Origin of the sequence: Psychrobacter sp. BI730, from assembly GCF_013414195.1 — a bacterium.
Classification (GTDB): Bacteria; Pseudomonadota; Gammaproteobacteria; order Pseudomonadales; family Moraxellaceae; genus Psychrobacter.
This window is the reverse complement of sequence record NZ_JAATTV010000019.1, coordinates 1-13871: the sequence shown is the minus strand read 5'-3', so window position 1 is coordinate 13871 and position 13871 is coordinate 1. Positions and strand designations below refer to the sequence as shown.

Annotated in this window: 11 protein-coding genes; 5 read left to right on the top strand and 6 right to left on the bottom strand. The window is 40.8% G+C overall.

Annotated elements, in window-relative coordinates; translation table 11 throughout:
* Window positions 1-189: 189 nt before the first annotated feature.
* The gene (locus HCZ91_RS12670) at window positions 190-675 is read left to right on the top strand and encodes a Dps family protein (protein ID WP_179799656.1); all 486 of its coding nucleotides are present in this window, start codon (window positions 190-192) and stop codon (window positions 673-675) included.
* Window positions 676-793: 118 nt separating this feature from the next.
* On the opposite strand, the gene HCZ91_RS12665 is transcribed toward HCZ91_RS12670, so the two are convergent.
* From HCZ91_RS12665 to HCZ91_RS12655, 3 genes are all read right to left on the bottom strand, one after another.
* Window positions 794-1498 carry a DUF2057 family protein gene (locus tag HCZ91_RS12665; RefSeq protein ID WP_102093671.1) on the bottom strand — a complete coding sequence of 235 codons (705 nt, stop codon included), beginning with the start codon at window positions 1496-1498 and terminating at the stop codon, window positions 794-796.
* Between the two features lie 87 nt (window positions 1499-1585).
* Window positions 1586-2389, bottom strand: coding sequence for a DnaA regulatory inactivator Hda (gene hda, locus HCZ91_RS12660; RefSeq protein WP_160022557.1), 804 nt, complete (start codon window positions 2387-2389; stop codon window positions 1586-1588).
* Between the two features lie 328 nt (window positions 2390-2717).
* Window positions 2718-3824, bottom strand: coding sequence for an AI-2E family transporter (locus tag HCZ91_RS12655; protein WP_179799655.1), 1107 nt, complete (start codon window positions 3822-3824; stop codon window positions 2718-2720).
* Window positions 3825-4343: 519 nt separating this feature from the next.
* Between HCZ91_RS12655 and purM the strand changes: the two genes are divergently transcribed.
* Both purM and purN read left to right on the top strand, forming a co-directional pair.
* Window positions 4344-5405 (top strand): phosphoribosylformylglycinamidine cyclo-ligase, encoded by a 1062-nt coding sequence (gene purM / locus HCZ91_RS12650; protein WP_179799654.1) that lies wholly within the window; start codon window positions 4344-4346, stop codon window positions 5403-5405.
* Window positions 5405-6097, top strand: coding sequence for a phosphoribosylglycinamide formyltransferase (gene purN, locus HCZ91_RS12645; RefSeq protein WP_179799653.1), 693 nt, complete (start codon window positions 5405-5407; stop codon window positions 6095-6097). Before purM ends, purN begins: the two co-directional genes overlap by 1 nt.
* 171 nt (window positions 6098-6268) lie before the next feature.
* Here the strand turns inward: purN and HCZ91_RS12640 are convergent, their stop codons facing one another.
* Both HCZ91_RS12640 and HCZ91_RS12635 read right to left on the bottom strand, forming a co-directional pair.
* Window positions 6269-7642: an NAD-dependent succinate-semialdehyde dehydrogenase gene (locus HCZ91_RS12640; protein ID WP_179799652.1), complete on the bottom strand. Its 1374-nt coding sequence runs from the start codon at window positions 7640-7642 to the stop codon at window positions 6269-6271.
* A gap of 404 nt (window positions 7643-8046) precedes the next feature.
* Window positions 8047-9036 (bottom strand): LysR family transcriptional regulator, encoded by a 990-nt coding sequence (locus tag HCZ91_RS12635; protein WP_057761159.1) that lies wholly within the window; start codon window positions 9034-9036, stop codon window positions 8047-8049.
* Between the two features lie 698 nt (window positions 9037-9734).
* Here HCZ91_RS12635 and HCZ91_RS12630 point away from each other — a divergent pair.
* Window positions 9735-11321 (top strand): isocitrate lyase, encoded by a 1587-nt coding sequence (locus tag HCZ91_RS12630; protein WP_179799651.1) that lies wholly within the window; start codon window positions 9735-9737, stop codon window positions 11319-11321.
* 153 nt (window positions 11322-11474) lie between these two features.
* Entirely contained in the window at window positions 11475-13085 is a 1611-nt protein-coding gene (locus HCZ91_RS12625) for a CYTH and CHAD domain-containing protein (protein ID WP_179799650.1), read from the top strand.
* Between the two features lie 146 nt (window positions 13086-13231).
* Here HCZ91_RS12625 and HCZ91_RS12620 read toward each other — a convergent pair whose 3' ends face one another.
* Entirely contained in the window at window positions 13232-13747 is a 516-nt protein-coding gene (locus HCZ91_RS12620; RefSeq protein WP_179799649.1) for a L,D-transpeptidase, read from the bottom strand.
* Window positions 13748-13871 lie beyond the last annotated feature (124 nt).

The following is a 13871-nucleotide window of genomic DNA, read 5'->3' as shown; positions in this document are numbered from 1 at the left end:
ATCATGAAATTGCATTTATTAAATTTAACTTATTAATAATAGTTTGCTATTATTATAAGCACCAAGGGAAGAGCTAGAGCTTATATAGATATTAATAAAAGTTGAGATATTTTTATTTTTATGTTAATTAACTACTACTCGTCTTTCTTCAATTTTATATAACAACACTCACACTATAAGGACAATATTATGAGTAATACTAATAACGCTACTAACCAGATCGGTCTAGAAAAAGCAGACATGAGCGAAGTCATCGCCAAGTTAAACAACCTACTATCGACGTATCACGTGTTTTATCTAAACGTACGTGGCTATCACTGGAATGTAAAAGGTGAGCATTTCTTTACTTTGCATCCACAATTTGAAGAGCTATATACGTCACTACAATTACAAATTGATGAAATCGCTGAGCGTATCTTGACTTTGGGTGGTACACCACTTCACGCTTATAGCGATTTTACGCAGCATACTAGTATCAGTGAAGATAAAAACGTTAAAAATGGTACAAGCTGTGTCAAAGGTGTGGTCACTGGCTTACAAGCGTTAATTGCAGAGCAACGCCAAGTATCAGCGTTAGCAGAAGAGAGCGAAGACCAAGGTTCAGCTGACCTAATCGATGCTTACGTACAAGAGCAAGAAAAACTGGTATGGATGTATAACGCGTTTTTGGGTTAAGAATCGTTAGATTTTACTAGGCTAAATTTTAATAAGCCTAATGATCATCAAATACTAAATAATAAAAAAGCACCTAATTAGGTGCTTTTTTATTGTCTATCTTTTAGAAAAGACTGTTTTATTTTTCGATCCATTGACGCATTTTTTCACGTTCAGCAGGCGTGGCTTGTAGCCATACTTGCATAAACGTATCTAACGTACTAGTAGAAGTATTTACGCTAGATGTTTGCTTAACAGTGGTCGTGCCAGTGTTGACGTTGCTAGTAGAATTTACTACTGGTTGATCTAAAGAGGCGATAGCACGTTGATTCTGTAGCTCTGCATCACCTGCACCGCCGAACACGCCGCCTAGCGCTTTACCAAGGCCTGAAAATAGACCACCTTGGTTACCGGCCATACTTTGCTGGCTAGCAATGACAGTATTGTTTTGTTGCACAGCGAGTGTTGGCTGCTTGGCATATTCTCTAGCAGCTTCATAATCTTCTGGTTGATTAGGCATAGTCAAACGATATGTTTGATTGTCGGCCAATTGTGCCGTCACACTGACATTACCTGAACGCAAATAATCATGCTCATCACGACGCAAGTTATATAAACGGTCATACTTAGCAGTAATAGCATGTTGTCCAGGCTGTAACGTAAATGTTTTCTGCAGCGGCTGAAAAGCGCTCTGCTGAATTTCCTGTCCATTAATAGCGGTTACTTTGATATGGTCATCAACCTGTAGGGTCACTGCTGCCTGTGACAACATAGAGACCGAGGCAGCACCTACCAATAACGTACCTATCGTTAATTTTTTTAGCAAAGAAGCATTCGATTTCATAAGTTATTCCATTAATAGTAAAAGCGAGTTGGACAAAAGATTCGTATTCTTACGGCTATTCATTTTTTGCTGCTAAAAGTCTTACTGCTAAAAATCAAGTGGCATCGTATGTTGGTCTTGATCAGGCGTGTCGTTATCCACTTGTGTCTCTTGAGCGATATCCGCCAGCTCCGCGGCAAGCGTCTGCTCATCGATGGTACGCAAAGCATCACTTATGACTGCTTTTGAGATATTACTGCGACCAAGATTAGAGAACATTGGTTGAATATAATTAAGTACTTCCATCATCGCACCGATACGATGCGGTCCATCAGTGAGTAAGTGATCAATAATTCGATCGTCAAACTGCCATCCACGCCGACGCAAAATAGACTGTAATAGTGCTTGTCTATCTGCAAAATCATGACCAGTAGGCACTTTAAAGGTTGGTGCTTGTGCCAAACGCGTCATTAAATCTCTTAACTGAAATGGTAAATCATCAGCGGGTTTATTAGCGGCAAACAACAACTGGCGTTGCCCTTCTCGACTACGATTGATCAGGTGAAATAAAGCTTCTTGCCACTGACTGCTTTGCTCAAGCACTTCCAAATCATCAATGGCGATAAGATCAAAGTTTTCTAAAGATGATAGTACGTGGACATCTGTATGAATCAGCTCATTAAGGGACAAACAGATAGCCGATTTGTCCATCTCGACAAATGACTCGCAAATAGCAGACAGCAAATGAGACTTACCTGTAGCAGGGCTACCAAACAGATATAGTTGACCGATCAGGCCGACATGTAACTGCCGTACTGCATCAATAATCGACATCCAACCGGGACCGGCAAAGTCGCTAAGACTTGCATCGTGCTTAATGTCCAGATTGAGACTTAGCTGTGCTTCTGCCATGAATCATCAACTCGTGTTACGTAGTGCAATGGAAAAATATAATAAAAAAGATAGATTGTTTTGAGCTGTATTCATTATTATCAATACTAGCCGATACAAGTGTAGTTAATGGCCCTATATCCTTTGCAAAAATAGGTCAGTCACTTTGTCGAAAACAACGTTAGCAAAACTGGTACCAAAACGGTTTATACTATCAACACTGCGCCTATATATAACATATTTACAAAATAACTGACAAGTCTTTTACCCATTAAGCCTTATCAATCATTGCGTTCCTATCTTGATATTACATATCAATCTTTATCTAGTGCATTCAATAATAAGATAATTATCTTTTTTCAAACAATGCCAGTTGTTTACGACCTTTATAAAAGTCAGTGGTCCGATAATAGTTATATAGATGGCGGAACAGAACGTTTAAGACAGCGGATACTGGCAAGGCGATTAGCATACCGACAAAACCTAGTAGACTGGCACCTGCCAATACGGCAAATATGACCCACAATGGCGATAGACCAATCTTATCACCTAACAGCAATGGTTGTAGGATATAGCCTTCTGCAGCTTGTCCAATCAAGAACGCACCTACGACCAATGACAAATACGTCCAGTCCAATCCAAACTGAAATAGGCAGGCGATAATAGCCGCGATAAAACCAATACCAAATCCTAAATACGGCACAAAACTGGCAATGCCTGCTACCATACCAATGATAAGCCCAAGCTCTAGCCCAATGAGCTGTAACTGTACAGCATAAATAGCGCCTAGCAACACCATCACCAGTAATTGACCTTTGATAAATGCCATCAATGCCAGATCACATTCTTTAGCTATTTCAGTCACTTTTTGACAGTAAGCACCTGGTATCGCCATCTTCCAGTTATGCAAACGCTGATCCCAATTAAATAGGAAGTAGAATGTCAAAATAGGCACCAATACAATCAGACCTGCATTATTGATAAAGTTCATACTTGAAGTCAGTATTTGGCTCATCATGGTGCTAGCATCAGCGAACTTATAGTTCGTTTGCATATAATCAACGAGAGTATCGGAAAACTCTTTAGACTCTAGTTCAGGCAGTTTGATACGAGTATTACTATTGAACCACTCTCTTACGACTTGGTTGTACCAATTAAATATCTTTGGCAAATAATCCCAAGCTGCTTGCAGCTGATGCCACAATGTCGGTACCAACCACCACAGTAATAACGCCATCCCTAAAGTAATCGTCGAGTAGACAATAATAATAGCGACCCAACGCTTAATGTATTTCGATAGGCGCTTGACTAAAGGATTAAATAGATAAGCCAACATAAAGGCAAAAACAAAAGGCACGATGACGGGCATCATCAAATACAAGAGAAACACAGCCACAACTAACGCCACGACAATAAATAAACGCCGAAAAAAAGGATCTATTGGTTGGTTCATCATGGCAAGTAATCCTATAGTTGGACGAGGTTAAAAAAGTGACAGGTTTGAAAAATTGACAGTGAGTCAGCCAGTGATAGCGATTTCTAAATGGTATAACTATAACCATCACGATGTGTCACTAGGCGAATTGCTTTTTTCTCATTAGTTTTAGCTAGTTAAACTGAGACGTATCGAAGTTCTTAAAAAATCTAATTTTTGATAAATTTATGTTTAGTATTTTTTATTCTGTTAATCACATTTGAACTTTTATTAAGGCCATTATTGACAATAAATTTAGCGTTCTATTATCGCAGAGTACAACAAAAAATCAGTCATTTTTTGTTTCTTAACGGCTTATTTGCCACTTAATGCAAATCTTAGTCAAATATTGGCAAGTTGCTTTGCGAGTACGGTCTGTTTTTGGGTATAATGCGCGCACTGTCTTTAAACTTTGCTTTTGAACTTTATAACGCTGATTTTTGCGTGCTCAATTACTTTACCTTCTAATCCCAATTATCTATCCCCAACTGTGAGATGACTATGAGTGACAAGCCTTCTTTAAGCTACAAAGATGCCGGTGTTGATATCGATGCAGGCGATGCTTTGGTTCAGCGAATCAAGTCCGTTGCAAAAGCCACTACTCGTCCTGAAGTCGTGGGTGGACTTGGCGGTTTTGGTGCGTTATGCCGCATCCCAACAGGTTATACCTCACCATTATTGGTTTCTGGCACTGATGGCGTCGGCACCAAACTAAAACTGGCGCTACAGCTGAACCGTCATGACACGATTGGTATTGATTTGGTCGCGATGTGCGTCAATGATCTACTGGTTTGCGGCGCAGAGCCATTATTCTTCTTAGACTACTATGCAACTGGTAAGCTGGATGTCGATGTAGCGGCGACTGTTGTGACTGGTATTGGCGATGGTTGTAAGTTAGCTAACTGTGCGCTTATCGGTGGTGAAACTGCTGAAATGCCAGGCATGTATCAAGACGACGATTACGATCTAGCTGGATTCTGTGTAGGCGTGGTTGAAGAAGCAGAAGTCGTCACTGGTGAAAATGTCGCAGAAGGCGATGTACTGATTGCCCTTGCCTCAAGTGGCGCGCACTCAAACGGCTACTCATTAGTTCGTAAAGTCATCGAAGTTAGCGGTGTGGATGTTACAAGCAGCGATGAGCAACTAGACGGTCAGCCTATTCAAGATGCTTTAATGGCTCCTACCCGTATCTATGTAAAAGCAATCAAAGCATTACAAGACTCGCTTGGCAGCTCAGCTTTACATGCGATGTCACACATCACAGGTGGTGGTCTAACGGATAACTTACCACGTGTACTACCTGATAACCTAGCGGCTAGCATCGATACTAATAGCTGGCAGTTCTCAGAGCTATTCACTTGGCTACAGACCCAAGGTAATATCGCGCAGAGCGAGATGTACCGTACCTTTAACTGCGGCGTTGGTTTTGTCATCGTTATGCCAAAAGACAAAGCAGAAGCTGCTATCCAAACCTTGACTGATGCAGGCGAGACAGCTTGGCAACTAGGTGAAATGGTCAAACGCAGCACTGATGGCCAGGCGGATGCAGTGGTGTACCGTTAATGTCAACTGATAACGCAAGCCAACCTATCAAACCATTGCGTATTGCTGTTCTAGTCTCAGGAAGTGGTAGCAACCTGCAAGTGTTAATCAATGCAATGCAAGCAGGTGCGCTACCGATTGAAATCGTTGGTGTCATTAGTAACCGTGAAGATGCTTATGCATTGACACGTGCTAAAGATGCCAATATTCCAGTTGCGGTATTGTCACACGTTGCTAGTGGTAAACGTATGGGTATCAAGACATTTGAAACCTATGCCAACGAGCAGTTAATAGCGTGGCAACCTGACTTGATCGTCTTAGCTGGGTTTATGCGCGTACTAAGTGGCTCATTTATCGATAATGTACCAGCGCCCATGATTAACCTTCACCCTTCTCTACTTCCGGTTTATAAGGGTTTAGATACTCATAAACGGGTCATACAAGCGGGTGAACGTCGTCACGGTTGTAGTATTCATAAAGTAACAGCGGAGCTTGATGCAGGTCAGGTATTGACTCAAGCCGTCTTGAATGTCGATATTAACGACACAGTAGAGAGCTTACAGTCACGGGTACAGAAACTTGAACATCAGTTGCTACCTTGGACGATTTTACTACTAGCAAAAAATGTATTGTCACTTGAAGCAAATAATATATCATCGCAAACGGAAACTTATTTACCTAAGTTGCCTTTGCAATTGCTTATAGACGGATAAAAATCTCGGCTTATTAAGCTGCTTTTTATACTACTTTATATAGCGCAATAAAAAGCCCAGCTACTCGTAATGAGTAACTGGGCTTTTTTATTTGATAACCATTTATTATTTAAAATCATTTAAAATCGTAAATAGTTATCTATTTAGCTAATTTGTATAGTTAGTTCATTCTTAGAATACATGAACCGCTTTGATGTTGACAAATTCTTTGATACCGAAGCCGCCATGCTCACGACCATAACCTGAGTTTTTCACGCCACCAAATGGCAGTGCAGGATTAGCTAGACCATAACCATTGATATAGACCATACCTGTATCGAATTGCTCACGTGCTAGACGAACGGCTTTCTCTTCATCTTTCGAGAAAATCGCGCCACCTAAACCATAACGACTGTCGTTAGCGATGCGCATTGCGTCGTCTTCATCTTTGGCACGAATTAGTGAAGCGACGGGGCCAAATAGTTCGTCATCGTATGCAGGCTGACCTTTTTCAACGTTCTCTAGGATAGTTGCTGGATAGAAGCTACCTTTACCTTCAGGTACCTTACCGCCAACAGCAATCGTTGCACCTTTAGCCACACTTTGCTCTACTTGCTCATGTAGCTGCTCACGCAAATCTGCACGTGCTAATGGACCGATATCTGAGCTGTCATCCATTGGATCACCCGCTTTAGTACCTTCAAATTTCTCAACGATACGCTTACGGAATTCGTCATATACGCTATCGACTACGATAAAGCGTTTGGCTGCTACACAAGTTTCACCGTTATTAATTAGACGTGCTTGAGTACAAGTTTCTACTGCAGTTTCGATATCAGCATCTTCTAATACGATAAATGCATCATTTGAACCTAGCTCTAATACCGCTTTCTTAATCGCCTTAGCTGCTTGCTGTCCAACGATCACGCCTGCTTTGTCACTACCTGTTAGTGTCACGCCACGTACTTTGTCATTGCCAATCAATGCTTCTGATTGATCATGGTCAATGATAATCGTACGGAACAAATCACTTGGTAATTCAGACTCATGAAGAATTTTTTCGATTAGTAGACCAGAGCCTGTTACGTTAGATGCGTGTTTTAGTAAAACACTGTTACCTGCCATCAAGTTTGCAATGGTATAGCGGAATACTTGATACGCTGGGAAGTTCCAAGGCTGCATGCCGTAGATAATACCGATAGGTTGGTACGTCACTAACCCTTTTTTCATGCTTTCGATATCACGTACATCATCAGCTAAAGAAGCAACACCGTTTTCAGCAGTGTAATCACAGATGGCTTTACAGAGATCAATCTCTTGCATGCTCTGGCTGTGTAACTTGCCGCGCTCTTCAGTCATCAGTTTAGCCAGCTCTTCTTTGTATTCCATCAGCTTATCACCGATAGACTTGATGATACGGCCGCGTTCTTCGTGGCTCACTGTACGCCATTCTAAAAATGCGTTATGTGAAGCATCGACAATCTTGTTGACTTCGTCATTGCTCATATAATTGTAGTTACTAATTTCTTCGCCCGTGGTTGGGTTAATAGTAGTAATGTCTGACATAGTTACTGTCCTTATTGTTCGAATTTATACTTGGGATTTATAATCGGGTTTACTGTCACTTGTAGTTATTTTGCTGTAACAGTTTTAATTATTAAATTTACGTCGATAGCACAGTCTATTGGTAGCTCGTTTTCTATCTGCCGTTATCTTAACAAGCTATTTGATTAAGAGTTTTACAATATATTGTGAAGTGTGTTGAAGATGTTAATAGTGTGACTGACTTATTAAGTCTATCTAAATGTAAAATATCAATTATTAATCCCTAGAACATAAAAAAAACCAGCCTAACGGCTGGTCTAATAACTATATAGAGTGGGAGATATAGGAAAATATGTTTATTAAAAATTCAGATAATTAGGAACATTTCGCTTTAATAAAAGATAGATTCAACTCACACAAACCAATCAAAACAAATGATTAATAACCGGTATCTCTTGTGGTGGATTTTCTTCTTCAGCAACGACTTGTCGTGCCACATGCATAATTAGCTGACGTAACCAGCGATGGGCTGGGTGATGCTGCAACAAAGGAGACCATGCCATCGTAAGCTCAAACTCAGGAATAAAAAACGGCGGATCTTCCATCATAATGCTGTCATTATTTGCCTGCATTCTTGCCACACGTGTTGGCAAGGTCGCTATCAAATCTTTATTTGCTGCAAGCATGGCAGGCATTTGATAATGTCGAGTAAAGACACTGATTTGGCGTTTTTGACCAAGGCGCTGCAAGGCCTGATCGATAGAGCCAAGTCCACCAGATTTCTCTGGATTAACCCCAAAACCCACACCCATCCCTGTTTTAGATACCCAAACGTGCTGTGCTTTAAGGTAGTTTTTCAAATTAAAACGATTGGCATAAGGACTGTCAGAAGATAATAAGCAACTAAAAGTATCACGCCACACTAGAACCTGATGGAAGCTTTGAGGTATTTCATTAAAACGGTTAATCGCTAAATCAACTCGTCCCTGCTCCATATCTCGATAAGAGACGTCTGATGGAGTCAAAAAGTCCAAAATTACATTAGGTGCTTCAGAACGTAGTGCTTTTACCAGCTTAGGTACTAGGGTCGCTTCGGCATAATCCGATGTCATGATACGGAACACACGAGAGGTACTATAAGGGCGGAATTCGGTACGCGGCTCCAACACTTGAGTCAAGTCAGCGAGTATCTCACGGATACGTGGCTGTAGCTCAAGAGCGCGTTCAGTCGGCGTCATACCCTCAGATGAGCGTACCAATAATGGATCATTAAACAGCTTACGCAAACGGCGCAAGATATTACTCATAGCAGGCTGAGTAATCCCAAGCTGCTCGGCTGCGCGAGTGACGTTTTTTTCTCGTAGCAACACATCTAGATGGACTAATAAATTTAAATCAACCCGCTGCAAATTCATATTTGGTTCTCTTGGCTTTTGAGTAAACGCCATATTAAGGCTGACATTTGTAGTGCTGCTACAATGATTTGTGCGTTATAACAGCATAATTTCATTATTTTTTACTAATTTGGTTCTAGTTTTTTCTGATAGAGCTGCACTATAACTCATTCAACCTATCGTAAGGCCCTGTTATATAAACATTATATCATACAGAAATACCAAAGATAACTATCATAAATTAGATAAATCTTGGTAAGGTGGTTATAGTGAGTTCTATAAAGGATTTGCAGCATAGACGACGAACTTTAGGTTCATAAGCTGTTTTTATCCGATTAAATATTGTCGCTAAGTAATATATTAATGGTTTTTATCAGTCGTTAAATACGGTTAATTGACCTCATTATTGTAACATCTCTTGCTACCAATTATGACATCACTGCCTATTAAGTATTCAGATACCTTTTAGACATATAGTGAGAATCGATAAATATTTATAAACCAGCAATTATTTTCAACTGTTGAGTTCAGCAAATTTCTTGTAATAGCCTAGCGGTTTGTTTAGGGTAAATAGAGCTTCGATAGATAAATGATAGACCAAATTTTGAATATTACTTTTTAGTACAAAGGTTTTAGTAAAGCGGATTTTAGTAAAACGACAGACCCATTATTTTAACAATTAACTTATTTGTTTTTACACCCCACCAAGGAGACTATAGATGTCAACTGCATATAAATCAGCGATCGACTTAGTACGTGAATTAAAGCAAAAGCACGGCAACTGGCAGAACATTAGCGAAGTTGATGCTGCACGTATGATGTCACAAAACCGTTTCAAGACGGGTTTGGATATCGCAAAATATACTGCAAAAATCATGCGTCAAGACATGGAAGATTATGACAATGATACGTCTCAGTACACGCAGTCTTTAGGTGCATGGCATGGTTTTGTTGCACAGCAAACTATGTACGCTAAGAAAAAATATTTCGGTACGACTTCTAAAACTTATATCTACCTTTCAGGTTGGATGGTAGCTGCCCTACGCTCTGAGTTTGGTCCACTACCTGACCAATCTATGCACGAAAAAACATCAGTACCTAAGCTAATCGAAGAAATCTACACCTTCTTGCGTCAAGCAGATGCTAAAGTGTTGAACGACTACTTCCGTGAGCTAAACGCTGCTGAAGAAGCTGGCCAAGACACTTCAGCTATCCTAGAAAAAATCGAAAACTTTGATTCACATGTTGTGCCGATCATCGCTGATATCGATGCAGGTTTCGGTAACGAAGAAGCTACTTACCTATTAACTAAGCAAATGATCGAAGCTGGTGCTTGTGCCATTCAGGTTGAAAACCAAGTATCTGACGCTAAGCAATGTGGTCACCAGGCTGGTAAAGTAACTGTACCGCATGAAGACTTCATCTCTAAGCTAAACGCTATTCGTTATGCATTCTTAGAGCTTGGTGTTGAAGACGGCGTTATCGTTGCTCGTACTGATTCTGAAGGCGCCTCACTAACGCAAAAAATTCCAGTATCAAATGAGCCAGGCGATCTTGCTTCTAAATACATCGATTTCATCGAAATGGAAGAAGTAACGCTAGAAAATGCTCAAGAAAATGACAGCCTACTTAAGCACAACGGCAAGCTAGTACGCCCAGTTCGTCTACCTAACGGTCTATATCAGTTCCGTGAAGAGACTAACATTGACCGTGTTGTACTTGACTGTGTAACTGCTCTAGAAAACGGCGCTGACCTACTATGGATCGAAACACCGACTCCAGATGTAGAACACATCAAAATGATGGTTGACCGTATTAAAGAGCAACAGCCTAAAGCCAAGCTTGTATACAACAACAGCCCATCATTCAACTGGACGCTTAACTTCCGTAAGCAAGTTATCGCTCAGTGGGAAGAAGAAGGCAAAGACATCTCTGCATACAATAAAGATGACTTGATGAGTGCTGATTACGACGGTACTGAGCTTGATGCAGCAGCTGACGTAGCCGCTAAGAACTTCCAACGTGATGCGTCACGTGATGCTGGTGTATTCCATCACTTAATCACGCTACCGACTTACCACACGACTGCTCTTAGCGTTCATGAACTTGCTAAAGGCTACTTCGGTGAAGAAGGCATGCTTGCTTATGCAGCTGGCGTACAGCGTAAAGAAATCCGCGAAGGCATCTCTTGTGTTAAGCACCAAGCAATGGCTGGTTCTGACCTTGGCGATGACCACAAAGAAATCTTCTCAGGCGATAACGCACTGAAAGCTGGCGGCGGCAAGAACACAATGAACCAGTTCTAATAACCGACACACTAGCAGTATTTATCAAAAAACCGCCATACATCATGTATGGCGGTTTTTTATTGCGGTTTAAATAATCAGAGAATGGTAGACTAATAATTGTTTATTCTAACCATCGATCAGAGCCATCAGTCAGAATTATTAGGAGCTAATATGCAAGAGATAGAGCTGAAGTTTTTGGTACCAGAGTCACGACTGAAAGGATTAATGCGTCAAACGCACGTTAAATCCTCACAAGTGACGCAACTGGCTGCACATTATTACGATACGTCTGACCAACAGCTTGCACAGGCAGGTATCGGCCTGCGTATTCGCAAAGAAGGCGATACATGGGTACAAACCATTAAAGCTGGTGGTGATGGTATCGCGGCACGCTTGGAGCACAATGCCATACTCGATAATGAGCAAGTACAAGCGATGCTCGATAATAATGAGCTGATACCTGATTTAACAATATATCAAGACACTCCAATCGCTGCAGCATTGGCTGACTTTAAACTCAAAAAGTTGGTAAAAAATCTGACACGACTTTATGTTACTGACGTCGAGCGCACTACGCGGTTGCTAACAGAAAGTAATGAAGATGAAACCGATAATTGCATCGAAATGGCTTACGATCAGGGAGAGATTATTCATGGTACTGATGACTCGCTACGCAAAACTATTCAAGAGATAGAGTTTGAACTGGTGTCAGGAGATTTAGACTTTCTATTTACGACTGCCAAAACATGGTGCAAGCGCTATAAGCTGTGTCTATCTACCGTTACCAAAGCTGAAAACGGCGGCTTACTTATTAACGGACAAAATCACAGTCCAGCGGTCAACGCAAATCTAAGTCAATTGCAAATAGACAAAGACAGTAGTGCGCCTGCCTTTATACGTGCGGTCGTACACAATTGCTTATTACAGATACTACCAAATAGCAGTGCTATCGTCGCTGGCAGCATAGATGATAATCATATTCTACAGTTAAGAGTTGGTATTGATCGCTTGCGTACTGCGTTGAAAGCATTTGCTGAATTCTCTGATGAGATTAACCCTGAATGGTTGCCAATACTAAAGCAAACTGCAACCTTACTTAGCGAATACTATCAACTTGCTTATATCAATGCACAGATCGAACCTGAGCTACAAGCATGTGGCGCGCCTGCCGTCGACTGGACAACAGATATCGAAGATATCAAGATCACACCTATCAATACGCTGCAAGCCAATGACTTTCAGATAACCTTGCTAGAGCTGATTGCCTTTACTATGAGCGACCCCAGCATTGAACCTCAGACTGATCAGCTTGCCCGCGATAAGCTAACGAAAGTCCTTTCTAAACTATATAAAAAATGCCTTAAAACCAATAAAAAATCTGACGAAGTAAGTAATGAAGTAAGTGACGAAGTAAGTGTTGCTGAGCTTGTGAGCGATGACATAGAGGTAAACACAGACATTGCTGATCATGACCAACATGAAAACGAGCTGCTCAATCAGTTAAGAGATTTGCGTTACATCAGTGAATTTTCTACGCCTTTACTAAGTAAGAAAAAAGCTAAAAAGAAAACGAAACGTTGGTTAAAGCGTCTGATAAAAGCACAAAAAGCATTAGAACAACTGAACGATGATAATCAATATCAGCAGTTTTATGAATTGAAATCAAAAACAGATACTAATGCTTTATATGGTACGGGTTGGTTTACGGCCATACTGACTGATGACCAGAGTCATATTGATGCACGTTTAGCAAAATTTGCAGATAGCTCAACGTTTTGGTAGAAGTAGGAATATTATTTTTATGACGGATACTGCTTTCATAAAGTAAAACCACTCCATAAAAAAGACAGCTTGTTATATAACAGGCTGTCTTTTTTATTGTGTTCAAATAGTTTCCGTAAGCGCCATGGCTAAATGGGCAACCTGTCCTAATTAGCCACAATCGTAACGGGCATACCCTCTTCTACTTGCTCAAATAATTCTACAATATCTTCATTACGCATACGGATACAGCCATGAGATAACGGAATACTCATTGGTTCAGTATCTGGTGTACCGTGAATATAGATATAGCGCTCATAAGTATCACAACCACCTTGGCCATTGCTACCTTTGTTTAACCCTTCTTCAAGACCGCTTAACCAAAGAATACGGCTCAATATCCAGTCACGCTTGGGATGTAGCTCACCAAGATTTGCATCGTATATCTCACTTGTCGGCACACGCCCGACAAATACCGCATTCATAGGCTCACTACCACCTATTTTCTGTTCAATGACATGCCTACCGAGCGGCGTGCAACCACTATCCTGCTGACTACCAATACCATTCTTTGCAGTGGAGACTACGTATCTCGCAACCTCAGTCTGCTGCTGGTACATCGTCAATGTTTGCTCAGCGATATTAATCATGAGTTGTTTATCAAGCGTCTTATTATTGGTCATAAATGCTTCCGACTATCAGTCATTCATCAGATTACTATCAAGGTTATTAGGGCGTGTTGAACATTGGCGACAAATTAATGGCAAAAAAAATAGCGAACGGTTAATCTTTAAGCTCTCACACAAA